The sequence below is a fragment of the Shewanella zhuhaiensis genome (genome assembly GCF_022484835.1).
Lineage (GTDB): Bacteria > Pseudomonadota > Gammaproteobacteria > Enterobacterales > Shewanellaceae > Shewanella > Shewanella khirikhana.
On record NZ_JAKUDL010000001.1, the window covers coordinates 583623 to 608795 of the forward strand.

22 protein-coding genes are annotated in these 25173 nt (G+C 56.4%); 8 read left to right on the forward strand and 14 right to left on the reverse strand.

Annotated elements, in window-relative coordinates:
• Positions 1 to 3: 3 nt before the first annotated feature.
• The 4 genes from MJ923_RS02485 to MJ923_RS02495 all read right to left on the reverse strand — a co-directional run bounded on the left by MJ923_RS02485 (position 4) and on the right by MJ923_RS02495 (position 3265).
• Positions 4 to 849: an SAM-dependent methyltransferase gene (locus MJ923_RS02485; RefSeq protein ID WP_240589773.1), complete on the reverse strand. Its 846-nt coding sequence runs from the start codon at positions 847 to 849 to the stop codon at positions 4 to 6.
• Positions 850 to 929: 80 nt separating this feature from the next.
• The gene (locus tag MJ923_RS20880) at positions 930 to 1433 is read right to left on the reverse strand and encodes a GNAT family N-acetyltransferase (RefSeq protein WP_420854405.1); all 504 of its coding nucleotides are present in this window, start codon (positions 1431 to 1433) and stop codon (positions 930 to 932) included.
• On the reverse strand, positions 1430 to 2758 hold the full coding sequence (locus tag MJ923_RS02490) for a pepsin-like aspartic protease (RefSeq protein ID WP_240589774.1): 1329 nt from the start codon (positions 2756 to 2758) through the stop codon (positions 1430 to 1432). The genes MJ923_RS20880 and MJ923_RS02490 overlap by 4 nt, the downstream gene beginning before the upstream one ends.
• 111 nt (positions 2759 to 2869) lie before the next feature.
• Positions 2870 to 3265, reverse strand: coding sequence for a rhodanese-like domain-containing protein (locus MJ923_RS02495; RefSeq protein WP_240589775.1), 396 nt, complete (start codon positions 3263 to 3265; stop codon positions 2870 to 2872).
• 246 nt (positions 3266 to 3511) lie between these two features.
• Here MJ923_RS02495 and MJ923_RS02500 point away from each other — a divergent pair, with 246 nt between their 5' ends.
• Positions 3512 to 4519: a helix-turn-helix domain-containing protein gene (locus tag MJ923_RS02500; RefSeq protein WP_240589776.1), complete on the forward strand. Its 1008-nt coding sequence runs from the start codon at positions 3512 to 3514 to the stop codon at positions 4517 to 4519.
• A 20-nt stretch (positions 4520 to 4539) separates the two neighbouring features.
• Here MJ923_RS02500 and MJ923_RS02505 read toward each other — a convergent pair whose 3' ends face one another.
• Positions 4540 to 5352, reverse strand: a complete 813-nt coding sequence (locus MJ923_RS02505; protein WP_220077406.1) for a helix-turn-helix domain-containing protein — start codon at positions 5350 to 5352, stop codon at positions 4540 to 4542.
• Positions 5353 to 5622: 270 nt separating this feature from the next.
• Here MJ923_RS02505 and MJ923_RS02510 point away from each other — a divergent pair, with 270 nt between their 5' ends.
• Entirely contained in the window at positions 5623 to 7044 is a 1422-nt protein-coding gene (locus MJ923_RS02510; protein WP_240589777.1) for an aspartate ammonia-lyase, read from the forward strand.
• A 149-nt stretch (positions 7045 to 7193) separates the two neighbouring features.
• On the opposite strand, the gene MJ923_RS02515 is transcribed toward MJ923_RS02510, so the two are convergent.
• From MJ923_RS02515 to MJ923_RS02525, 3 genes are all read right to left on the reverse strand, one after another.
• The gene (locus MJ923_RS02515; RefSeq protein WP_240589778.1) at positions 7194 to 10055 is read right to left on the reverse strand and encodes a valine--tRNA ligase; all 2862 of its coding nucleotides are present in this window, start codon (positions 10053 to 10055) and stop codon (positions 7194 to 7196) included.
• 15 nt (positions 10056 to 10070) lie between these two features.
• Positions 10071 to 10526, reverse strand: coding sequence for a DNA polymerase III subunit chi (locus MJ923_RS02520; protein WP_126165928.1), 456 nt, complete (start codon positions 10524 to 10526; stop codon positions 10071 to 10073).
• Between the two features lie 115 nt (positions 10527 to 10641).
• Positions 10642 to 11262: a TetR/AcrR family transcriptional regulator gene (locus MJ923_RS02525; protein WP_240589779.1), complete on the reverse strand. Its 621-nt coding sequence runs from the start codon at positions 11260 to 11262 to the stop codon at positions 10642 to 10644.
• 111 nt (positions 11263 to 11373) lie between these two features.
• Between MJ923_RS02525 and MJ923_RS02530 the strand changes: the two genes are divergently transcribed.
• Positions 11374 to 12582, forward strand: coding sequence for an MBL fold metallo-hydrolase (locus MJ923_RS02530; protein WP_240589780.1), 1209 nt, complete (start codon positions 11374 to 11376; stop codon positions 12580 to 12582).
• A 98-nt stretch (positions 12583 to 12680) separates the two neighbouring features.
• Here MJ923_RS02530 and MJ923_RS02535 read toward each other — a convergent pair whose 3' ends face one another.
• Positions 12681 to 13418, reverse strand: a complete 738-nt coding sequence (locus MJ923_RS02535; RefSeq protein ID WP_240589781.1) for a helix-turn-helix domain-containing protein — start codon at positions 13416 to 13418, stop codon at positions 12681 to 12683.
• A gap of 465 nt (positions 13419 to 13883) precedes the next feature.
• On the opposite strand from MJ923_RS02535, the gene MJ923_RS02540 reads away from it, so the two are divergent.
• Positions 13884 to 14636 (forward strand): gamma-glutamyl-gamma-aminobutyrate hydrolase family protein, encoded by a 753-nt coding sequence (locus tag MJ923_RS02540; RefSeq protein ID WP_240589782.1) that lies wholly within the window; start codon positions 13884 to 13886, stop codon positions 14634 to 14636.
• A 74-nt stretch (positions 14637 to 14710) separates the two neighbouring features.
• Here the strand turns inward: MJ923_RS02540 and pepA are convergent, their stop codons facing one another.
• On the reverse strand, positions 14711 to 16219 hold the full coding sequence (pepA, locus tag MJ923_RS02545) for a leucyl aminopeptidase (protein ID WP_240589783.1): 1509 nt from the start codon (positions 16217 to 16219) through the stop codon (positions 14711 to 14713).
• A 222-nt stretch (positions 16220 to 16441) separates the two neighbouring features.
• On the opposite strand from pepA, the gene lptF reads away from it, so the two are divergent.
• The 3 genes from lptF (at position 16442) to MJ923_RS02560 (ending at position 21472) form a co-directional block, all read left to right on the forward strand.
• Entirely contained in the window at positions 16442 to 17551 is a 1110-nt protein-coding gene (gene lptF / locus MJ923_RS02550) for an LPS export ABC transporter permease LptF (RefSeq protein WP_240589784.1), read from the forward strand.
• Entirely contained in the window at positions 17548 to 18606 is a 1059-nt protein-coding gene (lptG, locus tag MJ923_RS02555; protein WP_240589785.1) for an LPS export ABC transporter permease LptG, read from the forward strand. Before lptF ends, lptG begins: the two co-directional genes overlap by 4 nt.
• A gap of 187 nt (positions 18607 to 18793) precedes the next feature.
• Positions 18794 to 21472 carry a methyl-accepting chemotaxis protein gene (locus tag MJ923_RS02560; protein WP_240589786.1) on the forward strand — a complete coding sequence of 893 codons (2679 nt, stop codon included), beginning with the start codon at positions 18794 to 18796 and terminating at the stop codon, positions 21470 to 21472.
• A 25-nt stretch (positions 21473 to 21497) separates the two neighbouring features.
• Here the strand turns inward: MJ923_RS02560 and MJ923_RS02565 are convergent, their stop codons facing one another.
• The 4 genes from MJ923_RS02565 to MJ923_RS02580 are packed head-to-tail and all read right to left on the reverse strand — an operon-like array spanning position 21498 to position 24318.
• Positions 21498 to 22010: an RDD family protein gene (locus tag MJ923_RS02565; RefSeq protein WP_126165936.1), complete on the reverse strand. Its 513-nt coding sequence runs from the start codon at positions 22008 to 22010 to the stop codon at positions 21498 to 21500.
• A gap of 3 nt (positions 22011 to 22013) precedes the next feature.
• Positions 22014 to 22265, reverse strand: a complete 252-nt coding sequence (locus tag MJ923_RS02570) for a DUF2960 domain-containing protein (RefSeq protein ID WP_126165937.1) — start codon at positions 22263 to 22265, stop codon at positions 22014 to 22016.
• 26 nt (positions 22266 to 22291) lie between these two features.
• A complete protein-coding gene (locus MJ923_RS02575) occupies positions 22292 to 22783 on the reverse strand; it encodes a GNAT family N-acetyltransferase (protein WP_240589787.1) in 492 nt (163 codons plus the stop codon).
• Positions 22784 to 22836: 53 nt separating this feature from the next.
• Positions 22837 to 24318, reverse strand: coding sequence for a carboxypeptidase M32 (locus MJ923_RS02580; RefSeq protein WP_240589788.1), 1482 nt, complete (start codon positions 24316 to 24318; stop codon positions 22837 to 22839).
• Positions 24319 to 24470: 152 nt separating this feature from the next.
• Between MJ923_RS02580 and MJ923_RS02585 the strand changes: the two genes are divergently transcribed.
• A complete protein-coding gene (locus MJ923_RS02585) occupies positions 24471 to 25100 on the forward strand; it encodes an OB-fold-containig protein (RefSeq protein ID WP_240589789.1) in 630 nt (209 codons plus the stop codon).
• Positions 25101 to 25173: the final 73 nt, after the last annotated feature.

Consider the following 25173-nt stretch of genomic DNA (forward strand, 5'->3'; position numbering starts at 1 on the left):
TCCTTATGGTGAGTTCGCTTTTTTGCGTGAAAAGGGCAGTACAGTGGCGCCCTGCGGGGTTCCTTGTGTTTGCGTGTTTGCCAGCGCTTGCAGCCGGGCACGCATCTGGCTGTTGGGCCTGAGCGGCTGACTTGGAGGCAGCACCAGAGTCGTGTGGAGCTCAAGCCTGGCCTGGGGCAGGGCACTTAATGGCAGGCGCTCGATTCGGGTGTGATGCAGCGCCGTGGTAGCGGCCTCGTAGAGGATGCACTCATGATTAAGCGGGTAGTCCAGGCTTAAGAGTTCCACTAACAGCTCGCGCTCGGGGCTGCCGGTGGGGCGAATGCCCATGCTCAGGTCACCGGCTAATGCCGGTTGCCACAGCACCAGGAGTGCGCTTGGGTCGATTCGGCGCTGATACAGCATCAACTGGGTGGTTTCAAAGTGTTGGCAGCCGGTCTTGCCGGGGTCCAGCCCCAAATCCGCATAGAGGCAATCTTCGGCGGAAATGCCGGGGATCATCCGCGCCTCAAAGCCTTCGGCGCGGGCTGTGGCAATGGCTTCGTGGGGCGCCTTGGCGAAAATACCGGGGTGGCCATAAAAAGCGCCCACTACCTTTTTACCCAAGCGCACCTCAGTGAGCATGGCATCGACCATCTCGTTGTAGGTGAGGTTACGGGATTTGCCGTCGGCGTAGTGCTGTTGCAGGCTGCGGGTATCCTTGGCTAGCCCTTCAATCCAGAGTTCGGTAAAGCCGTCTGACATGCCGCTGAATACCACATCGGCCTGTTCAATCAGGTTTTGGGCGAGGGGGCTTAGGTGTCCGCCCAGCAAGATACCGGTGCCGACACAGACGAGGCTTCCTGACAAAAGACTTTCCTGAAAGTCCAAAACAAATCATGGGGCTAAATTAACAGGCTGAAAGCAAATTGAAAACAGTGAATTCACACTCACGTCGTCCGAAAGCACTCGAGGTATTCAGTCGATGTTTTACACTGTTTGGGTAAGCTGAAGCCTGTTTTTCTGGTTATTGAATAAGAGGCCTGGTGATCCTGCTGAAATTTTGCGTATATTCCGGTTATTTCACTCAGTTTTAGGCCGAATTCACAGACAGTATTCATGGCCTCGGGAATAAAGCCCTTACCATAAAATGCGGGAAAGCTCAGAGCACCTATCTCCAGCATAGAAGGGTAGTCAGCCTTCATTCGCGTCAACGCTATTATGCCTATGGTTTGGCCACTGACTGACTCGAGAATTTTCCAGCAATACATCTTTGGCGGTGTGGTCGCAGTCTGTTTGAATATGATATCCGCAGTGCGATTAGCCTGTATGTCAGTCATGGGGGCTGAGACAAAGCTCATCACATCCGGGTTAGTGTTCAAGGCCACTATGATGTTTCTGTCGTCTGTCTGGATCGGCAGTAGTGTCAGTCTGGGACTGGTAAGCCTGTTCATTTTGCTGTCCCTTGCAGTGCGTGGGGTTGGGGGATAAATCGAATAACGCCCTGCTCGCCAAGGTCGCGGCGAAACACTACCCGGTAGGGATTGAAAAGCGGCAGTCCAAGTACGCTCTGGGCGGGCCAGTGAGGCAACTGCCCCATGAGTTTAAACACCGCCTTGCCATGGCTCGGGGCATTCACTTGCCAGTAGTGGTGGGCATCCACACCAAGGCAGACCTCTTCGCCATTGACGCCCTCAAATACCAACTCAAGCTTTGGCCAGTTTTCGAGCCTGAGCAGGCTGCTGTCGATGCCCTGTTTTTGCGCTGCAATTATCTGGCTGATATCGCCCATAAAAGCCGAAGTCAGCTGCTTGCTGTCTGGTAACAGTGCCCACAGCCGCTGCATCAGCGGGGTAAAGGCCATCTCAGGCAAGCTGATAAGCGAAGCGCCCGAGTCGACAATGGCATTGCTGGAGCCCCGGTGCAGGTGGGCTGCCTGCGCCGTTGGCAGCGCAATATCGATATCGTTTTGCCAGCGCACCGCCTTTAGGTTGACGTTGTAATAGCGGTCGTGCACCACCTTGAGGTCGACCGCACTGCCATGGTTGGGCGCCGCATCTTCTTCATGGCTGCCCAAAATCAACAGCCCCTGATTGAGGGGATCGGCCGCGAGGCTATCCGCGCAGGCATGCTCGCTCGCCACGTGGATGCTGGAGCGGCGGGTTATCAGGGTAAAGCGGTTGGCGCACAGGCCGCGCTCCTCCATCAGGGTAAAGCAGGTGGCCACGTCTTCTTCAGGCAGTTGCGGCATCAGCGCCTTAAAGTCATCCAACTGCTGTTTAACCAGCGGATGCGCCTCATCGGGAAAGGGCCAGGGGAAGGTGCTGGCCGGATTTATGCCATGGCTTGTGAGATAAGTGGTCAGGTCGTAGCCGCGATTGAGCGGATGATAGGCCATGCCCCAGATGCCATCGGCATCCAAAAAGGTGTGCTCGGTCTCGGCGTGCACCAGTGCCAGCGGGGTGTCGGCCATGGCAAGCTCCCCGGCATGTATGCGAGTGTGCACCACGGCGCCAAGCCAGCCACCGAGGCCGTAATTTACTTCCTGCGCCAGGGTGGTGGCTTTAAGCTCAGTGTCCCTGGTCGCCTGATAACCACTTTCGTGCACCACCAGAGTCGAGCTGCCGGTATCTATGATGAGGTTAACGGGCTGGGCTTCACTGCCGATCGTCAGGCTGGCGGTGTAGCCGCCTTCGGCCAGCAGATTGGTCAGCGGCAGTGCCAGAGGCCTGGCCAAAGCAGGGCTTGGTCTGGCGGTCATTGGGGCATTGTCAGGCACAATAAGGTAACTCTGTAAAAATTCAGTATTTTTAGGAGTTTGCCTTTGTCCTGTGCTGCGGGTCAAGCCCGCAGACAGCCGCTCACAGCTGAGCTGTACATAAGCGCTGAGTCAGTCAGCACTCAGGCTGAAACCCTCATCGAGCCATCCCGTTACTCCGCCAATCATCTTTTTCACCGGCCGGCCGAGGCTGGCAAGCTTGAGTGCTGCCTTGTCGGCGCCATTGCAGTGTGGCCCGGCGCAGTACACCACAAACAGGGTATCGGCAGGAAAGTCTGCAAGGGTCGTTTCATTGATGCGGCTGTGGGGCAGACTGAGGGCGCCGGGCAGATGGCCTTCGCCGTACAGCGCCTCGCCGCGCACATCCAATAGCACAAAGTCCTGCCTCCCCTGAGTGATGGCGTGGTTTACATCCCAGCAATCGGTTTCAAAGGCAAGCAGGGCGGCGAAATGGCTGGCGGCTCGGCTTGGCTCGGCGGCGGGAGGGCGGCTGACAACTGATGACATACAAGGCTCCTTGGTCTTGGGGAATGTTGTCAGTTTGAGCCACCCGGGCATCAATCGTGATTGGCTTTATCGCCATTGTTAGATAGTTTTAAGCCAATGCGTTGCAGGCGACTTGTGTCGCCCGAGTGAACCCCGAAAATAACTGCCGGGGCACCAGGCTTCGACGTTTGGGGTCCCAACCCTTAAACCCCTGAATCCAGATCCCAGAATCCAGATCCTAAAATCTGGAAACCGTAAGGAGATGCCATGCGTTCTGGCGTTGTAAAAGTTGATTCCGCTGCTGCTGGCCATCAGTTGATGATTCTGGTGCCGCCGCAGGTGTCGCTGTTCGAGCTTGGCTGCGCCGCCGAGCTGTTTGCGCTGCCAAGGCCCGAACTGCACCACTGGTATCAAACCAGCTTAATGCGCTGGCACGAGGCGGGCAGCCGTGGGGCCAATGCGCCGATTGAGCCATTGCCCGCCACCGGCGGCCTTGGGCTAAGCGTCCAAAGCGGTAATCGCTTCGATGGGGTCGATACCCTGGTGGTGCCGAGCTGGCCTGTGGATGTGGCGCCGCCCCCATCGCTGCTGATGGCCATACAGCGCTTTTTTGAGGGCGGTGGCAGGCTGATTTCATTTTGCTCCGGCGCCTTTTTGCTGGCCGAAGCTGGGGTGCTTGATGGCAAAGTCGCCAGTACCCATTGGCGCTATGGCGCAGCTTTCAGGGAAAGATTTGCCAATGTAACTGTGCAGGATGAGGTGCTTTACACCTTCGATGGCCGTATCGGCTGCTCGGCCGGCAGCGCGGCGGCGCTGGACTTGGGGCTGGCATTGGTCCGCCACGATTTTGGCCGTGAGGTGGCCAATCAGGTAGCGCGTCGACTGGTGCTGTCGCCCCACCGCAGTGGCGGTCAGGCGCAGTTTGTGCAAACCCCTATGCCAAGCCGCCCCGATGCGTTTGCCGCGACCCTGGATTGGGCGTTATCAAGGCTCGATAACGCCATCAGTGTGGAAGAGCTGGCGGCAAAGAGCCATATGTCGCGCCGCAGTTTTGACCGGCGCTTCAGGCTTGCTACTGGAACCAGCCCCAAGCTGTGGCTGTTGCAGCACCGGCTGGATAGGGCCAAAAGGTTGCTTGAGGAAACCAATCTGGGGCTGGATGCCGTGGCAGCGCAAGCAGGGCTTGGTCAGGCGCTGAATTTACGGCTGCATTTTCAAAAGCAGCTGGGCATTACGCCAAGCCAGTATCGACGCCAGTTTTCCCGCTGTGTATAGGCACAGGCATAAAACGCCAGCTAGAAGCTGTGGCGGGCGCGAAAGTGGCGCTCGCCCGGCGCCATATCGTTTTGAATGGCTTCCAGAATTCGAGGGCTTATCTGGCCGCTGTCGGGGTCTAAGGTGGTGCAAAGCTTAAGGGTTTTGCGGATATCCACCTGATGCCCCAGATACTCGAACACCACCCGGGTGCAACTGGGGATCCGCTCACCGCTGGCCGAGGCGCCAAGGCGCAAACCGCTTAAACGGCCAACCCGACTCTTGAAGGTGGGGATAAGGATGGTCTGGGTCAGCTGGTTGCCGGTGAGTGACTCATAATCCATTAAAAAGATACGGTCCGCCAACAGGTGCGCCATACCGAAATACTTGCTGTGATAGACCTTTTCGCCGGGTGCCTGCTGCAGACGCTCGGTGCGTTGGTAATAGACCTTGCCGCCTTGTTTCTCAAGGCAAATAAGATTGCGCAAAATCTTGCCCGGAAAGGCCATCGACAGGTGGTATTCGAAGTAATAGCCAAGGTATTTATCGAGTCCCTGACTCAGGCTTTGCAGCCTGGCCAGATGCTCAAGCTCCGGCGCCTCGCTTACAGGCTCACTGGGGCGCGGCCGCACCTGAATAAGCAGCTGAAACTGGCTGTGGGGCATAAGGATCTCATGCTCTTCCACCCCGAAGAAATCACACAGGCGCCTGAGGCTATGGGCCGAGGGGCGGTATTTGCCACTTAAATAGCGGTTGAACTGCGGCCGGTTGATATCGAGGCGACGACAGACCTCGGCCACCGAGCGGTAGTAGCTGCAAAGGAGGCGAAGATTTTTGGCAAATTCCTGATGCATGGCAGACCTGTGATTATTCTCGGCGGCAATTGGCGCGCGTATCGCTCGAAACTGTTCGTCCAGTGTACCTAAAAGCGGCAAAGTGCGACAGACTGCGTCAGATGCTGTTTGTCGCTAAAGCTGCGTCAATCAGCGCCAATTTGCATCAGTGCGTCAACTCCCTTATTGCAGTGCAGGCTGCTGTAATAGCGCGGAATAATCAGGCTTGCCTAGAACAAGCCCACTTGAAACAAGCCCTGCTCAAACCGCGTCCGGGAGCGCACACATAATATGGATACACGTATTGAACACGACCTGCTGGGGGATGCCCCGGTTCCTGCCCACGCCTGGTATGGCATTCAAACCCAGAGGGCGCTGGAAAACTTCAGCCTGAGTGGCACTCCCATCAGCGCCTTCCCAGAGCTTATCCGTGCGCTCGCCAGGGTAAAGGCCGCTGCCGCCCGCGCCAATAATGGTTTGGGGCTATTATCTGACACCAAGGCCAGCGCCATTGCCGCGGCCTGCGATGACATCGTTCAGGGGGCGCTGCACGACCAGTTTGTGGTGGACCTTATTCAGGGCGGCGCCGGTACCTCCACCAACATGAATGCCAACGAAGTGATTGCCAATCTGGCCCTTGCCAAGCTTGGCCACGGCAAGGGCGAGTATCGCCATCTGCACCCCAACAACGATGTGAACTGCTCCCAGTCAACCAACGATGCCTACCCGACGGCGGCGCGTCTGGCCATGGTGGAAGCGGTCGAACCGCTCAAGACCGCCATCGAGGCAATTTGCTTAAGCCTTGAGGCCAAGGGCCGCGAGTTTGGCCATATCCTCAAGATGGGCCGCACCCAGCTACAGGATGCCGTGCCCATGACCCTGGGGCAGGAATTTGATGCCTTTGCTGCCAGCCTTAAATCGGACTTAGCCCGCATCGATGATGCCTGTAAGGAGCTTTGCGTGGTGAACCTTGGCGGCACCGCCATTGGCACCGGCATTAACACCCATCCGGCTTACGGCGTGCTGGCGGTGAAGGCCCTTGCCGATATCACGGGTCTGCCGGTGACTCAGGCTGACAATCTTATCGATGCCACCACCGACATGGGCGCCTTTGTGACTTTATCGTCTGTGCTTAAGCGCCTAGCGGTGAAGCTCTCGAAGCTCAGTAACGACCTGCGGCTGCTCTCCAGCGGTCCGCGCACCGGCCTTGGGGAAATCCGTTTGCCTGCGATGCAGCCGGGTTCCTCCATCATGCCGGGCAAGGTGAATCCAGTTATTCCGGAAGCGGTGAATCAGGTGGCATTTCAGGTGATTGGCACCGACATGACCATCACCATGGCCGCCGAGGCGGCGCAGCTGCAGCTGAACGCCATGGAGCCGGTGATTGTTTATAACCTTTTGAATAACTGCGCCTTGCTGACCCGCGCCATCGCCTTGCTCGATAGCCGCTGTATTCAGGGTATCGAAGCCAACGAGGCCAAATGCGAGCAGCACCTGAACACCAGCATCGGCATAGTCACTGCGCTGGTGCCGCACATCGGTTATGAGAACGCCACCCGTATCGCAGGTGAAGCCCTGCTGAGCGGCGCAGGTGTGGCGGAGCTGGTGCGCCGCGATGGGCTATTGAGCGACGATGCCTTAAGCCAAATCTTAAGCCCGGCCGCCATGGTCACCCCGGTGGAGCTGACCGGCCTTGGTGCCAAGACGCATTGATTGAGCGCCGCATTGATTAAGCGGCATTGATCAAACGGTGCACTGATAAAGGCTTTTGACCTCAGTAAAAATTAACCAATAAAAAAAGCAGCCTGAAGGCTGCTTTTTTACTGTTTTTTACGGAGTCAGTGACTTGGTTTTATACCGTCTCAGGCTTCCAGCTTGGCAAGCTCGGCTTTCTGCTCGGTCAGCTTGTCCATGTCGCGTTTGATGTCGGCGGCCTTGGCACGCTCTTTCTCAATCACTTCAGCCGGGGCCTTGGCCACAAAGCCTTCGTTGGACAGCTTGCCTTCGATACGGGCCACTTCGCCGGTCAGCTTCTCCAGCTGCTTGTCGATACGGGCCATCTCGGCGGCAACGTCAATCAGGCCTGCCATAGGAATAAGCAGCTCCATTTCACCAATCAGCTGAGTGGTGGCCATGGGGGCGGCTTCGCCTTCAGCGAGGATGGTCATGCTCTCAAGCTTGGCAAGCGTCCCGAAGAAGGCCTGGTTGGCTTCGATGCGGGCCTTGTCTTCATCGCTTACACCGCGCAGCAGGGCTGACAGCGGCTTGCTAGGAGCGATGTTGAGCTCGGCGCGAATGTTACGCACGGCCACAATCACTTGCTTAACCCATTCGAGATCGGCCATGGCCTTGGCATCTACCTTGGCGGCATCGAACTCGGGGAAGGACATCAGCATCAGGGTATCACCTTCAACGCCTGCCAAGGGTTTAACGCGATCCCAGATGGTCTCAGTGATGTAAGGCATCATGGGGTGCATCAGGCGCAGCAGCTGCTCAAGTACAGTCACCAGGGTATGACGGGTGCCGCGCTGCTCGGCTTCAGAGCCGTTTTGCAGTACTGGCTTGGTCAGTTCCAGATACCAGTCACAGAACTGGTTCCAGGTGAACTCGTACAGGGTGTTGGCGGCCAGGTCAAAACGATAGGCATTGATATGCTCGTCGAAGGTCTTGACGGTTTCCTGGAACTTGCCGATGACCCAGCGGTCGGCCAGTGACAGCTTCATATCACCACCGCCTTGGCCACAATCCTGCTCTTCGGTGTTCATCAGCACGTAGCGGGAGGCGTTCCACAGCTTGTTGCAGAAGCTGCGGTAGCCGTCGAGGCGCTTCATGTCCCAGTTGATGTCACGGCCGGTAGAGGCCATGGCCGCCAGGGTAAAGCGCAGCGCATCTGTGCCGTGTGGCTCGATGCCGTTTTCGAACTCCTTGCGGGTGCTCTTTTCAATCTTGGCGGCAAGCTGTGGCTGCATCATGTTGCCGGTACGCTTCTGAACCAGGGATTCAAGGTCGATACCGTCAATCATATCCAATGGATCCAGGACGTTACCCTTGGACTTGGACATCTTGTTGCCCTGTTCGTCGCGGATAAGGCCGGTTACGTATACTGTCTTGAACGGTACCTGTGGCTTGCCGTCTTCGTCTTTGATGAAGTACATGGTCATCATGATCATCCGGGCAACCCAGAAGAAGATGATGTCAAAACCTGTCACCAGCACGTCGGTAGGGTGGAAGGTCTTGAGCTCTGGGGTTTGCTCCGGCCAGCCCAGGGTAGAGAAGGTCCACAGGGCCGAGGAGAACCAGGTATCCAGCACGTCGTCGTCCTGACGCAGTTTTACGTCGGCGCCGAGGTTATGGTTCTGGCGTACTTCCTCTTCGCTGCGGCCAACGTACACCTTACCGGCTTCGTCGTACCACGCAGGAATGCGATGACCCCACCACAGCTGGCGGGAGATACACCAGTCCTGAATGTCGCGCATCCAGGAGAAGTACATGTTTTCGTACTGCTGTGGCACAAACTTGATGTCGCCGTTTTCCACCGCTTCGATGGCTGGCTGGGCGAGTTTTTGCACCGCAACGTACCACTGGTCAGTGAGCAGCGGCTCAATCACTACGCCGGAGCGGTCGCCATAAGGCACCTTGAGGGCGTGTGGCTCGATTTTTTCGAGGAGACCCAGAGTCTCAAACTCTGCCACGATGGCGTCGCGAGCCTTGAAGCGGTCGAGACCGGCATAGCGCTCAGGCAGACTGGCATCCAGCTCGCTGTTATGGCTGCCGTCGGTATTCAGCACTTCGGCCAGGGCACGGATGGTGGCATCCTGAGTGAGGATGTTGAACATCGGCAGGCTGTGGCGCTTGCCCACTTCGTAGTCGTTGAAGTCGTGGGCTGGGGTGATTTTCACGCAGCCGGTACCGAAGTCTTTATCCACGTATTCATCGGCGATGATGGGGATGCGGCGGTTTACGATAGGCAGAATGATTTCTTTGCCAATCAGTGACGCATAACGCTCATCTTCGGGGTGTACCGCTACCGCGCTGTCGCCGAGCATGGTTTCAGGGCGGGTCGTGGCCACTACCAGATAGTCTTTGCCATCGGCGGTCAGCTCGGTGCCGGCCAGCGGATAGCGGAAGTGCCACATGTGGCCTGCTTTTTCTTTGTTTTCCACTTCCAGATCGGAAATGGCGGTGTGCAGCTTGGGATCCCAGTTTACCAGGCGCTTGCCGCGGTAAATCAGTTTGTCGTCGTACAGGCGCACGAACACTTCCTGCACCGCATTGGACAGGCCTTCATCCATGGTGAAGCGCTCACGGTCCCAATCCACGGAGGCGCCCATGCGGCGCAGCTGGCTGGTGATGGTACCGCCGGACTGGGCTTTCCACTCCCAAACCTTTTCCATAAAGGCGTCGCGGCCGAGATCGTGGCGGCTCTTGCCCTGTTCGGCTTCCAACTTACGCTCAACCAGCATCTGGGTGGCGATACCGGCGTGGTCGGTACCCACTTGCCACAGGGTGTTTTTGCCCTTCATGCGCTGATAGCGGATGAGGGTATCCATGATGGTGTCCTGGAAGGCGTGACCCATGTGCAGGCTGCCGGTGACGTTCGGCGGCGGGATCATGATGCAGTAGTTGCCCTGGCTGGAATCACCGTGTGGCTTGAAGTAACCCTTTTCTTCCCAAACGCGGTAGAGGGCCTGTTCGATGGACTGTGGATTGTATGTCTTTTCCATGGGGATCAGATTTTCTCAAACTAGATTAAGGGGTTGTGTCGCCAAATCCTGAGTGGATGGCTCTATGCCAAGGCCGCGAAGCTCGCGAAAGCGCAGCCGTGCCAGTGCCTTGGTGGCCTCGTCACCGGCGACAAAGTCGATAAAGTGGCCAAAGTGTACCGCAAAAGGCGGTACTTTTTCTGCAAGATTTATCAGAATGCCGCGGTTTTTTGACGGCCCGAGGCGATCGTGACCGATTTCCACCGGCGCGCCGCCCTGAGGCCCTTCACCCTTGAGGTTGTGGGGTACAAAATCGTTGGGGTCAAACTGCCAAAGTTGCTCGTCGATGGCAAAGCTTTGGGATTCATCGTTGCAGTGAATATAGACCCAGGCGCCGCGGCGGTAATGAAACGCCGCCAGACGGCAGGCCAGCAGCTCGGCAGCATCCCTCATTTGGGACGGCGGAAGTACGTAAAAAAGTGCCTGGGTCATGGAGTTTCCGGCTAAAGAAAACGAAAGCCGCATTCTAACTTAGATAGACGCCCGACATAAAGCAGTGCGGCTGATCGGTGTGGGGTGCCAACGTTAATAGCGACCTGGCTGCTGATTAGCGGCGGCAGCTTAAGTATTTGAACTCGAAAAAGGCGGCAATATCGGCGCCAAGGCGCTCAAGCTCGCCCTTGGGCAGCGGCTCACACAGCTGCATCAGTGACGGCCAAAAACACACGCCCTTTATCATGCCGTGCAGCGTCGCTTCCACTTCATCCACATCAAGCTTGGGCAGGGCGCCGGACTTGATGCCTTCAGACAGCCAGCGGCGCAGCGCCGATTCGTGGGTGACCCTACTTTCCAGCTCACATTTGAGCGCGCCGGGGTGAAACATAAAGTGGCCAATGGCGACCCGCACCAGCTCGAGATAATCCGGGTTAGTCATGATGGCTATTTCGGCGTTAAGCACCTCAAGCAGCTGCTCTCCCACGGGGGTGTCTTTGGCAAAGCTCAACTGAATATCGGCATTGGCCGATTGCCACAGCTCGGCAACCAGCTCCAGCACCAGCGCCTCTTTACTGGCGAAGTGGTTATACACGGTGCGTTTGGAAACCTCGGCCACCCGTGCCAGCTCATCCATGCTGGTGCCTTGCACGCCCTGGGTCTGAAACAGCTCCTTGGCGGCGAGCATTATGGCTTCACGTTTGATTTCACTGCGATTTCGCTTTGGTGTTTGCACCTGAGTTTTCCAGTTTGAGTGCTCTTGGTGGGGAAATTTTACACTGAGTAGTTTACTTTTCCAAATTCAAATGTAAACTGCACAGTGTAGTTTACATTTGTCGGAGGCTGTATGAACAGCACAAGCCCAGTGAGTTGCAACAATGAAGTAAGCGGCAACAGTGAAGTGAAGGATAGTGTGGCAATGAACAACTTAGGCAAGAGCCCGGCTCAGAACGATGCAGGATTGGTAAGCGAAGCGGTTTCAATCAATGCCAATGGCCCGGTTCATGCGGGTTGCCCGGGCGCCAAACGGCTCAAAAACCGCTTTGTGAACGGCGAAAAAGCCTATAAATCCGGGTTGTCTGACTTGTTTCGCATCATCGCAGCTTACCTCGGTGCCAAGCGTGAGGCGCCTGTCCCTAAAGAGGCAATCCCGCTTGCGCCAATCACAGCAGCCGAACTTGCCGAACCAAGCCCCAGATTGTATCGGCTTGGGCACTCCACAGTGCTGATAAAGCTTGATGGCAAGTACCTGCTGACCGACCCTGTATTTGCCGAACGCGCCTCGCCGTTTCGCGCCTTTGGTCCCAAGCGTTTTCATCAAAGCCCGATTGCCCTTAAAGACTTACCGGCCCTCGATGCGATTGTGCTGAGTCACGACCATTACGACCATCTGGACAGCGATGCCATCCGTTATCTCGCAAAAACCGAGGCCCGTTTCTTTGTGCCGCTGGGGCTTGGCAAGCGGCTCACTAAACTCGGGGTTGCAGCCTCGCGCATTGATGAGCTCGACTGGTGGCAGTCGGTGCGCCTTGGCAGCATAGAGCTTACGGCAACTCCCGCGCAGCACTTCTCCGGTCGGGGCCTGTTTGACCGGGACCAGACCCTGTGGGCGAGTTGGGCAATTCGAGGGGAGCAGGCGCGGGTGTTTTTCAGTGGTGACTCCGGGTACTTCCCCGGCTTTGCCGAGATTGGCAAGCGCCTTGGCCCATTCGATGTGACTCTGATGGAAACCGGTGCCTACAACGAGCTGTGGCGTGATATTCACATGATGCCGGAAGAAAGTTTGCAGGCGCATCTGGACGTGAAAGGGCAGGTGATGGTGCCCATTCATAACGGCACCTTCGATTTGGCGCTGCACGATTGGTTCGAACCGCTGGAGCGTATTCGGGCGCTGGCCTGGGAGCGGTCAGTAAAAATTGCCACCCCCATTTTTGGTGAGGCACTGAGTTTGCAAACGCCCGGACACGGCCGGGAGTGGTGGAATCTCGCCATGGTTGAGCAAGAGGGCGAAATCCCTGACGTTAACACCCGTGGCGAAATCCTGGATGCACGCTGAGTGTTTCGGCCCAGTCTATCGCCTGGTGCGAGGCGCTATCGTTCATGGGCTGGCTGGGAGCTTCGCAGTGAGCCCCTGCGCGAAGGGATGTGCGCCGATTAGCCTTTGGCCATGCGCCCCAGGCGCCACTCGATAAAGAAGCCAAGCAGGCCGAGGCAAAAACCGAAAACGCCCACCATTCTCAACCAGGCGTTGACGGGGCGGGATATCTTTTTGATTCCGTCGAAGCCAAAGGTGCGTTTACCGCCTCCGACTGCTTCTGTAAAGCGCTTGCCCTGGAAAGTTGCCAGCATGCGGGTCTCAAGACTTTCGCGGCTCATCATCTGGGCCCGTGTTACATCCATTTCCTTGCGGTAGTCCTTTGCGTCAGTGGCGCGCACCATTGCCAAAAACACATCCTCATCGAATATGCCGTTGGGCTCGCCCGCCAGCTCAATGCCGCGCGAGCTGTAAATATGCATATCCTCGCTGAACAGCAACTTGCTCTCACCGGCATAAAATAAGGCGCTGCTGATGGCAACCAACAGGCTTGATGCGAGCAAAATACCTTTGCGCTCGTTCAGCCTGCGTCCACGCTGTTGTTTAAGGTTGTCAGCCACCTCCGGCAGCTGCGCCAAACGTTGCTTATCGGTGCCAAGCAGCGGATCGCTGAGCAGTGTCTCGAGATCTATCCCCATGGCACTTAACAGCCGACTGAGCACGTCGGCAGAGGGCAATGACTTATCGTTTTCCAGTTTTGACAGATAGGACTGCTCAATGCCGATTGCCTCGGCAAGCTGTGGCTGGCTCATGCCAGCAGTCTGGCGGAAGTCTTTGATTTTAAGTCCAAGAGACATAATTTTTGCTCCGTGCAGTGTTAGGAAGGTGCGAACAGGTCTTCGCATCGCTTTGGCGCTGATTGCGAAGACAGTCCCGGCTATCCTTGTTGATTCCTTGCGGAATACGAAGCCGAATATTGGTGAATCAGCGGGAATATTCAATGTTATTTAACCAAGGCGCACATTTTTTATCCTCTTTGCGCCGATATTGGCTTCACCCTGTGCTTATTCCTGCGTGGTTACAGTCTGCTGTTGTAAATAATATATTGTTATACGTTTGACATATTGAACACCTTTGGGCATGCTGGATTTGTGATTGCCGTCCTGAAGAGGACGTTGCAGGTACGGGTTTTGCGCATGTCCTGACCAGTTTTTGCAGTAACAGGCTATGCCCAAAACGCGAACTCAAGCGTTTTGAATATCAGGTGATCTATGCCCTTAAAACAAGAAGTTAGTGGAAGAAAGAACAAGCCGGTTATATTGATGTCTATGGGTCAGCAAGACAGAAATGGCCACCCTTACCAGGTCATGACCCACAAATATATGCAGCCAGTGGTAGAGATTTCAGACTGCATTCCTCTGTTGGTACCCACCTGCTTTGGTGCTGAAGATATTGAGCAATATCTGGATATGGCCGACGGTGTCTATCTGTCGGGTGCCGCCTCCAACATCGACCCAACTCTATATGGTCAGGAAAACCTGACGCCGGAAAAGAAGCAGGATCTGGCTCGGGATCTGGTGGATTTGGCCTTGATAAAGGGCGCCGTGGCGCGTGGATTACCTTTGCTTGGTATTTGTCGCGGCATGCAGGAAATGAATATTGCCTTTGGCGGTGACCTGTACCAGAAGGTGTATGCCGAGGAGCATTTGGACGACCATCGTGAAGATCCTGATACGCCACCGGAAGTGCAATATGGCGAAAGTCACAGCATCACCATGGTGAAGGGAACCTGGCTGCATAAGCTGCTGGGCGACACCATCTCGGTGAACTCGCTCCACGGTCAGGGCGTGAATAACCTTGGTGAGGGCGTTGAGCCTTTGGCCCACGCCGAAGATGGCCTGGTGGAGGCTATTCATGTGCCTTCGCTGCCACAGTTCACCTTGGGCGTGCAGTGGCATCCTGAGTGGAAAGCCATGGAAAACCCTGATTCTATCAAGATTTTCAAAGCCTTTGGTGAGGCCTGCCGTCGTCGTGCCGGCAATGATCAGGATCTGCGTATCGACAAGGCTTCCTGATAATCATGGATTGAACACAACAAAAAAGCGAAGCCGAGGCTTCGCTTTTTTATGTGTATTTTTTGGCGAGAGGCTTATTCGCCCTGTTCTACACCAGCGCGGTTTATCAGGAACTGGCTCAGCAAAGGTACCGGACGACCGGTAGAACCCTTGTTGGCGCCACTGTTCCAGGCAGTACCGGCCACGTCGAGGTGAGCCCAGTGGTACTTCTTGGCGAAGCGCGACAGGAAGCAGGCCGCGGTGATAGAACCAGCCGGACGACCACCGAGGTTGGTCATGTCGGCGAATGGGCTATCGAGCATGTCCTGATACTCATCCCACAGCGGCATACGCCAGGCGCGGTCGCCACTCTGCTCACCGGCGCTCAGCAGTTCATGTGCCAGTGGATTGTGAGAAGAGAACAGGCCAGAGGCGTGTTTGCCAAGGGCAATCACACAGGCACCGGTCAGGGTGGCGGTGTCGACTACCAGCTCAGGGTCGAAGCGCTCAACATAGGTCAGCACGTCACACAGTACCAGACGGCCTTCGGCGTCTGTGTTCAGCACTTCCACGGTTTGGCCACTCATGGTGGTGAGGATGTCGCCGGGGCGATATGAATTACCGGAAGGCATGTTTTCACAGCCGGCCAGAATTGCGACTACGTTCAGTGGCAGCTTCATTTCGCAGATGGCTTTCATGGTACCGATAACGCCAGCAGCGCCGCCCATGTCGTACTTCATCTCGTCCATGGCTTCGCCTGGCTTGAGGGAAATACCGCCCGAGTCGAAGGTCAGGCCCTTACCCACCAGCACGATAGGTTTGGCGGTGCTGTCCACGGCGCCCTTGTATTCCATCACAGTCATGATGGATTCGTTGGCGCTGCCGCGGCCCACGGCCAGGTAAGAGTTCATGCCCAGTTCGGCCATTTGCTCTTCACCGATGGTGGTGACTTTCAGGTTCTCATACACTTCAGACAGCTGACGCGCCTGAGAAGCCAGATAAGCAGGATTACAGATGTTCGGTGGCATGTTGGCCACGTCGCGGCACAGGTGCATACCGGAGGCCACGGCTACGCCGTGCTCAATGGCACGCTCGCCCACGGTCAGTTCGCGGCGGGTTGGTACATTAAATACCAGTTTGCGCAGTGGACGGCGGGTTTCGCCTTTGCGGCTCTTGAGTGCATCGAAGCTGTAGAGGCTGTTTTGGGTAGTTTCTACGGCCTGACGGACTTTCCAGTAGGTGTCGCGACCCTTAACGTGCAGTTCAGTCAGGAAGCACACTGCTTCCATAGAGCCGGTTTCGTTGAGGGTGTTGATGGTTTTGGCAATGATTTGCTTGTATTGGCGCTCGTCCAGTTCACGCTCTTTACCACAGCCCACCAAAAGAACACGCTCACTGAGCACGTTGGGGACATGGTGCAGAAGCAGCATCTGACCGGGTTTTCCCTCCAGATCGCCACGACGCAGCAGATTACTGATGTAGCCTTCGCTGATTTTGTCCAGTTGCTCTGCAATGCCGGACAAACGGCGGGGTTCGTAAACTCCCACCACGATACACGCTGAGCGTTGTTTTTCCGGGCTGCCGCTCTTTACGCTAAACTCCATGAGCACTCCTAGATTCTTAAAGACAAATTTTTATATTTATTGGATAATGCCTGCTTGTGCCCAAATTTGGGCCTAAGTTTCCGCGCCAAGGCCTGATATCAGCGCCTTTTTTCAATGGCGCCTTGCGATGGTATTGGTCAGAAAACTATCAAAAGTAGACAGTTTACATGAAAGTTAGGCTGATACCAGCAAAATGATAAGTTTTGATACCGGATCCTGCCTGTGATTGTATTTAGATATCTGTTCCGAGAAGTTTTCAAGGCACAAATCGCGGTACTTTTGGTGCTGTTGACTATCTTTATCAGCCAGCATTTTGTCCGCGTTCTCGCCGATGCATCGGACGGTGAGTTTCCTGCTTCTCTGGTTGTTACCTTATTAGGGCTTAATCTGCCCTATCTTGCGGTACTGGTGTTGCCGCTCAGTCTGTTTCTGGGGATCTTGCTCGCCCACGGCCGCATGTACGCCGAAAACGAAATGGTGGTTTTCCATGGCGTGGGGGTGAGTGAGTGGTATGTCACCCGGGTCACCCTGCTGCTCGCCGTGCTCAATATGCTGTTTACCGGCTATTTATCCCTGTTTGTTACGCCTTGGGCGGAAGAACGTCAAAATCAGGTGCTGGAAAAGGCCCAATCCGAGGCCGGTCTTGCTGCCCTGGTGCAGGGGCGTTTTCAAACCAGTCCCGATGGCCGCGCGGTGCTCTTTGTTGAAAAGATTGGCAAAGACAACGAGCTGGAAAAAGTATTCGTGGCACAGCTGCCGGACCCAGAAGATGAGCAAGGCCAGGTTAATCTGGTGTCTGCCAAGGGCGGTAAGGTTGTGGAAGATGCCAGTGGCGGTCAGCAACTGAAACTCAGTGATGGCGTGCGTTATCAGGGCTCGCCCAGTCGCCTCGATTATCAGGTGCTGGAGTTTGGCGGCTACGGCATGCAAATCAAAGAGCAGGAAGTGGACGAGCGCAGACGTAAAATGTCGGCCTTGCCGTTGGGTCAGCTGATGGATCAGGACACCCCCGAAGCTGTGGCAGAGCTGCACTGGCGATTGGCGATTCCGCTGGCGATTCCGCTGATGACCCTGATAGCAGTGCCCATGGCGCGGGTGAATGTGCGTCAGGGTAAGTTTGCCAAGATGCTGCCGGCGATTTTGCTGTATTTGGGCTATTTCGGCCTGATGGTAGCTGGCCGCAAGGCGCTGGAAGATGAAGTAGTGCCCGCCTTCCTGGGGATGTGGTGGATACACCTGTCGGCCTTGGTGATGGGGATAATGTTGCTTGGCAAGGAGCGGCCTTTGGGTGCCCGTCTCAGTGGTCGCTTCAAACGGAGGGCCGCCGCATGAGTATTCTTGATTGGTATATTGCCCGGGTCCTTATCAGCACTTCGTCACTGTGTTTGCTGGTGCTGACCGGTCTTTCCGGCATTATCAAGTGGGTTGATCAACTGCGTCTGGTTGGCCGCGGTACCTACACCATGATGGATGCCGGGATATATGTGCTGTTTCTTATCCCCCGTGATATCGAAATGTTCTTCCCGATGGCGGTGCTGCTGGGCGCCCTGATTGGCCTTGGCATGATGGCTGCCAACTCTGAGCTGGTGGTGATGCAGGCCTCGGGTCAGTCGCGGCTGCAAATTACCCTGTCGGCGATGAAGACCGCGGTACCCTTGATGCTGCTGGTGATGGCGCTGGGTGAATGGGTTGCCCCTGCGGCAGAGCAGCGTGCCAATGAGCTTAAGGCCACCATGATTTCCGGCGGCAGCCTGATTAAATCTCACCGCGGTATCTGGGCCAAAGACGGCGACCTCTTTGTGAACATAGGTGAGGTGGAAGACCTCAACACCCTGGGCAACATCACCCTGTATGAGTTCGATGCCAGACAGCATCTCACCCACGTGGTTAACGCCCGTCGCGCCGAGTTTGATGGCAAGGTGTGGATGATGCGCGATGTCAGCAAAACCCATATTCAGGACGATAAAATTACCCGCGATGAACTGGCCAGTGAGCCCTGGGAGTCGACCCTGACTCCGGACAAGCTCAGCGTGGTTTCCGTGAAGCCTGAGTCGCTGTCGGTGCAGGGTTTGCTTGGCTATCTTGAGTATTTGAAGGTCAACACCCAGGATCCGAGCCGCTACGAGCTGGCGCTGTGGCGCAAGCTGCTGCAGCCGGTGACAGTTGCCGTGATGATGCTGGTGGCGCTTTCCTTTGTGTTCGGGCCGCTGCGCACTGTCACCATGGGCGCGCGGGTGCTGCTGGGTGTGGTGGCCGGTTTTGGCTTCTATATCTGCAACGAAATCTTTGGTCCCATGACACTGGTATATCAGCTGCCAGCCTTCATCGGTGCGGGCGCGCCCGCGATTATCTTTGCCGGTGCTGCGGTGTACTACATTCGCCGCTGAGACTTGTGAGCAGGATGAGACTTAACGATGAGGGCGCCGGTTGGCGCCCTCATGCTTTTGCATGAACCTCGGCCCGGATAACGCTTTCCTGCGTTTGATAACTGGGCAATTTCCCGCCTTGTACTAGGCTTTGGCTTATCGTCACTCGTTTAACTTGGATTCTGGTTTCACACAAGGAAGTCGTGCCATGAGTATCAAAGCCAAGCTGATCGCCATAGTCGCCTTGATGACGCTGTTTCTGCTTTTTATCGGTGCCATGGGCATGCGCGGCACCGACAGCATGCATAACTCCCTCGGTACCGTCTATCAGGACAGAGTCGTTCCCTTAAAGCAGCTGAAATTGATTGCCGATGCCTATGCGGTGAGCGTGATTGATGCGGTGAACAAGGCCAATGCTGGACTGATGAGTGCCGAGGAGCTGCGCGCCGAACTGACGTCCGCCAGCACCCTGATTGCGAGCGAATGGCAGGCCTACTCGGCTACCCAACTTACCCCCGAAGAAGCCCGGCTTGCCGATGAGGCACGGGTCTTGTTCCAAAAGGCCGATGCCGCCATGGCGCGCCTTGGCCGCTTCGCCGCCAATCTCAGTGGTGACATCAGCGGTCAGCTCGATGACTTTGATGGCGAGCTGTACCAGGATATCGACCCTATCAGTAACAAGATTGGTGAGCTTATCAGTCTGCAACTGGATGTGGCCCGGGCCGAATTTGATGCCTCAGAAGCGGTTTACGCCGAGGTGCGAACCTTCAGCACTGGACTGATGCTAGCCGGCGGTCTGCTTGCCATCGCCGCCATCTGGGTGCTGTTCAGATTTGTGATTTCACCGCTGCAACAGGCGCTGAGATTGGCTAATGCCTTGGCGAGCGGCGATCTGAATAACCAAATCGATCGCAGCGGCAAAGACGAAGCAGGCAAGCTGCTGTCAGCACTCGGTCAGGTGCAGGACGCCGTGAGCGCCATCATCCATGGTCAGCAGGATATGGCCCGTGCCCACCGCGAAGGCCGGGTCAGTGCCGTGCTTGATCCCAGTCAGTTCGATGGTGCTTATGCCGATATCGCCAGCGAAGTGAACGCGCTTGTGGCCTGTCATCTGGATGTGGAAAACAAGCTGGTGGCGGTCAGCCGTGAGTACGCCAAAGGCAATTTCAGTGTCGATATGGACGCGCTGCCCGGCGAGCAGGCGGCGATTACGGAGGCCTTAGCTGAAGTAAAAGCGGCCCTGCTTGGGATAAGTCGCAACATCAAACAGATGGCCGCAAGCGGAGCCGATGGTGACTTTTCCTGCCGGGTGGATGCGTCCGGTTATCAATACCTGTTTCGGGAAACCATTGAAGATCTCAACCGCCTGCTCGCCACCTGCGATAAGGGCTTTGGCGATATTCGCCGGGTGACAGAAGCCCTGTCCGATGGAGATTTAAGCCAAAGCATCGAGGCCCAGTACCCCGGGGTGTTTGGTGCGGCGGCACAGTCGGTTAATCGCACCCTCGCCAGTCTCAGGCAAACGCTGGGTGAGGTCGATACCATGGTGGCTGCGGCCTGCCAGGGCGACTTTGGCAAGCGTATGGCGGAGCAGGGGCTGGCGGGGTATCGGCTGCGACTCGCCGGACAGCTGAACAGCCTCTCGGCTGTGACCGAGTCGGGACTCAAGGAAATCAACGCCGTGGTCAGCGCGCTCTCTACCGGCCGGCTCGACAGGCGCATGGAGGGCAACTATCCCGGACTGTTTGGCGCAACCCAGGCTGGGGTCAATGGCACCGTGGATGCGCTGGCGGATTTCGTCAATGATATAGACACCATGGTCAATGCCACCGCCCGTCACGGTGATTTCAGCGGTCAGATCCCGCTGGAGGGCCGCTCAGGCTTTTTGCTGGAACTCTCGACCCGTCTTAACGAGCTTGCCCGGGTGACCCGTGACGGTCTGACTCAGGTGAAACGCATTGCCAGCGCCATCGCCGACGGCGAGCTGACCACCAAAGCGTCCGGCCAGTTTTCGGGACTGTTTGGCGAAACCCTGAGCGCTCTCGATGGCACTGTGGTGAGACTGAGCAACATGGTTGGGGAAATTCAGGATGCGGCGGCAACATTGCAGGTGTCGGCGCGGGAAATTGCTTCGGGCAATATGGATCTTTCCAACCGCACCGAGGCCCAGGCGCATTCGGTGGAAGAAACCGTGGCCAATTTCCGCGGTCTCAGCGACAGCATAGGTGCCAACACCGACAACGCGGTGCGGGCAGCGGGTCTTGCCAGTGCCTCGGCGGGGCAGGCATCTCTGGGGGCCAAAATTGTTGCCGACGTGGAAAACACCATGAGCAACATAGGTGAAACCTCGGCCCAGATTGCCAATATCACCGGCATGATTGACTCTATTGCCTTTCAAACCAACATTCTGGCACTGAATGCAGCGGTGGAAGCAGCCCGGGCCGGTGATTCGGGTCGCGGTTTTGGTGTGGTGGCCGCCGAGGTGCGAAGCCTTGCGAGCCGTTCTGCCGAAGCGGCGCGGGAAATCCGCGAGGTTATCGACGCAGCCGCCAGTCGTATCGCTGCTGGCAATGAACAGGCCGCCAAGGCGGGGCGCGCCATGAAGGAAATCGATGACAGTGTACAGGCGGTGGCAGGGCTGCTGGAGCAGATTGCATCCTCATCCCAACGGCAGGGGCAGGGCATGGTGCAGGTGCGGGGCGCTATCGATCAGATAGACAGCGTGACTCAGCATAATGCGGCGCTGGTGGAGGAAGCGACGGCTGCTGCTGCCAGTATGCAGTCGCAGGTTGAACGGCTGGCGAAGCTGATGTCGGTATTTAAGTTGGAAACGACCCAGAAGGCGGGTACCAGGCTTGCTTCGGTACCCGCGGGCAGGTTGGCTTAGCTGTATACCAAGGGCTGAGCAGGGGTTAGCTCATGCCGTGCCAGTTGCGCATTTGGTTGGCTTCTGCCGATAACACCACCACTTCAGAGCGGGTCATCTTGTCCTGCAGCGCCAGTTTGTCGGGATTGATAAGGATAAACAGATTACCCAGGCCAAACAGTGACCATACCAGGCGTGCTGCGGCGGCGATAAAGCTGAGATTCTGGCCGTTGGGATGCTGCACCTTCAGGCGCCAGGCACGCATGCCCAGGGTTTGGCCGCCCTTGGTCCAGAACACCACGTAAAAGCTGGCCACGCAAAACAGGATCCAGGCAAAATTGAGGTTACGATACAGCTCGTTACCGTTCAGCACATCAATCACATGCTCATGACCCGCTCGGTCGATAAGCCCCACATTCACCAATACGGCAAACACCACGAAGCTGACGATACCTGCCAGGATCCACACGGCTGCGGCCAGCATGAGGTCGTACACCATAGCACCCAGGCGACGGAAGAATCCGGCGCGGGGAAAGTTGGCATGTTCATGATTTATCATTGTTTAACCCTGTTCTTCGTCTCGCAGCATGCGGATATCTTTAAATCCCATGCGGGCAAACTCATTCAACCGATAGCTTTTCAGCGCGCCCTTGCCCTTGGCAGTCATAGCGACCTGTTGCTCCATGGCCAGAAAGCGGGTGAGGTCCACCCCTTCGGCTGCGGCCGCGGCTTCGTACATGTCGTGGTATTTGTCGTAGGCAAAGTTAATTACCTTGGCCTGACCCTTGTAGGTGTAGGCAACCTGACGCGCCATTGTATGGTCCTTTCGTTGTGTGAAACTTAACAGGCCTCTTCGAGAGGCAAAATCATGTAGCTGGCATCTTCGCTGTAGCTGCCAAGGCATTTAAGGCTTTGGGTATCGGTAAAACCCTGACGGCGCCAGTAGCTGTCGGCGCCCTGCACCGCTACCAGTGACAGTGAGTTTAGCGACCATCTGCGTGCAACCTGCTTGAGCTTGCCAAGGGCCTTGGTGCCGGCGCCCAGGCCCTGAGCTCTGGCGGAAATGGCCATATCGTGCAAATACAGGGTGTTGGGCAGTGGCAGCTCGGTCAGCGCCTGATAAAGAGGTGGCGGCGTGGCTTCCACCCAAGGGTGCGCCAGGCAGTAGCCCAGTACCTGCCCTTCCTGTTCCATCACAAAACAAGACTCGGGAGACACTTCCCATTTGCTTTTCAGCACATGCAATGGCTCCGGATCCACAGCTTGATAACATTCGTCCTGAATATCGAGGATCATCGGCCAATCTTCGGCCCGTATTGCCCTGAGTTGCATCTGCTGCCCTTTGATAAACCACTGCAAAGGGCGCGATTATACCCCAATGCGCCTTACTCGCCCAGATAACGTTGTCTGAGATGGCGCTCAAGAAAACGGGCATTAAGGGGCTCGCCGGTGGCGGCGCTGATAAGGGCATCGGTCTCAAGCAGTGAGCCTTGCGACCAAATATGCGTATTCAGCCAGGTAAACACTTTCTCGAGCTGACGATTGGCAATAAGGCTATCGAGGGGCCCGAGGCTTGCTTCCATGGCGAATCTCAGCTGGGCAGCATACATGGCGCCCAAGGTGTAACTGGGAAAGTAGCCAAGCTCGCCCAGAGTCCAGTGGATGTCCTGCATACAGCCGTTGCGATAGTCGCCGTCGGTGTTTATCCCGAGCAGTTGCTGCATTTGCGCCGACCAGAAGTCGGGCAGGTCGGCCACGCTCAGGCTGCCATCCACCAGGGCTTTTTCGGCCTCAAATCGCAGCAGAATATGGCACGGATAAGTCACTTCATCTGCGTCCACCCGGATAAGCCCTGGTTTCACCCTGGTAGCCTGATGGATAAGCTGCGCCGGGCTGAAGTCGCGCTTCAGGTGATGGTTGATATTGGGGGTAATGAGTTCAACAAAGGCCTGGCTGGCGCCAAGCTGCATCTCGAAAAACAGGCTCTGGCTTTCATGCACCCCCATGGAGCGTGCAGCGCCGGCGGGCTGGCCTCGAAGCAACAGTGGCAGCCCCTGCTCATAGCGGGCGTGACCAGTTTCGTGGATGATGCCAAGCAGGGCGCCGGTGAAGTCATCGTCGCGGTAGCGGGTGGTCAGGCGCACATCGCCGGGCACGCCGCCGCAAAACGGATGGCTGGACACATCGAGCCGCCCCTGCTCAAAGTCAAAGCCGAGAATTTGCATGATTTCGCGGCCAATAGCTTCCTGCGCCTGAATATCAAAAGGGCCTTCGATAGTAGCCTGTTGCTCGTTGGCCTGACGGCTGCACACCTCCTGGATAAGCCCCGGCAGAAACTGGCGCACCTGGGCGAAGGTGGACTCGATTTTGGCGGCGGTCATCCCGGGTTCGAATTTATCCAGCAGGGTATCGTAGGGGGCAAGACCGGTTGCAGCCGCGCGGTGAGCGGCTTCTTCACGCACCAGTCTCATCACGGCCTCGAGGTTGGGCTTAAACCCTTGCCAGTCATTGTCTTTACGTTGACTGCGCCAGGCGTTCTCGCACTGATAGGCGGCCTTGGTTTTGGCCTCAACCAATGCCTGGGGCACGGCGGTGGCTTCCAGGCACTGGCGCTTCATTTCCCTGAGATTTGCCTGTTCTGCCTGACTTAGCGTTTCATCGGCTGCTGCCGCTATGGCGTCCATCAACCAGGGCGCGGTGCGCATGGCGTGGATATGGCCTGCCAGGGTGGCCATGGCGTCGCTGCGGCCTTCACTGCCACCCATGGGCATCATGGTGGCCTGATCCCAATCGCCCAGCGCGCTGAAATGCTCGAAGTGGGCAATTTGGGCAAAGTGTTTGCTAAGTGACTGGTAGTGTTGGCTCATTGGAGGATCTCTGCAGAAAGAATAGCGCCATGATAATCCATCTCCCGGCCGCGGGTAAAAACACTTGGCAAAGACTCAGGCTTTGATATGCTCGTCCCTTGTTAAATACAAAGTTGTAGCCATGGAACAGCATTCTGTACAAGGAGTTGATAATGCTTGGCTTTTTCTTTTCTGATGCCAACCTTCCTTTCAGCATAGTCCTGACAGTTATTTTACTGCTCGGGATTATCGAAGCGCTTGCGCTGGTGACAGGCTTAAGCTTGATGGGGATGCTTAAAGACCTGGATCTGGCCGATGTTGATGCCGATGTGGCCGGTGGCGGCTTGACCGGACTTTTGGGCTGGCTGTGTCTCAATCGCTTGCCGCTGCTCATCTGGCTGGTGCTTGCCATGACCTGCTTTGTCATCGCAGGCTTTACCCTGAACTTTTTGTTTTCGGGGGTACTTGGCTACTTCCTGCCCACCTGGATGTCGGTGCCTCTGGCGCTGCTGGCAGCCGCTTTGGGTTGTCGCTATCTGGGCTCACCGCTGGCACGATTGCTGCCAAAAAATGAAACCAGTGCCGTCTCCATTGACGACCTCAGTGGCTGCATTGCCACTATTACCCTGGGCCGGGCGGTCAAGGGCAATCCTTCCGAAGCCCTGGTGCGCGACCGCTATCAACAAAAACATTATGTGCTGGTTGAACCCGACGAACAGGAGTCGGAGTTTATCCAGGGCACCCAGGTAGTGCTGCTGCGCCGGGAAGGGCGCGTGTGGGCTGCCAGTAAATTCGATCAATAATAATCAATAAGTTGCTGTAAAAATACGTTGCTGTAGATAACAAGGAAGCTACATGGAAAACACTCAATATTTT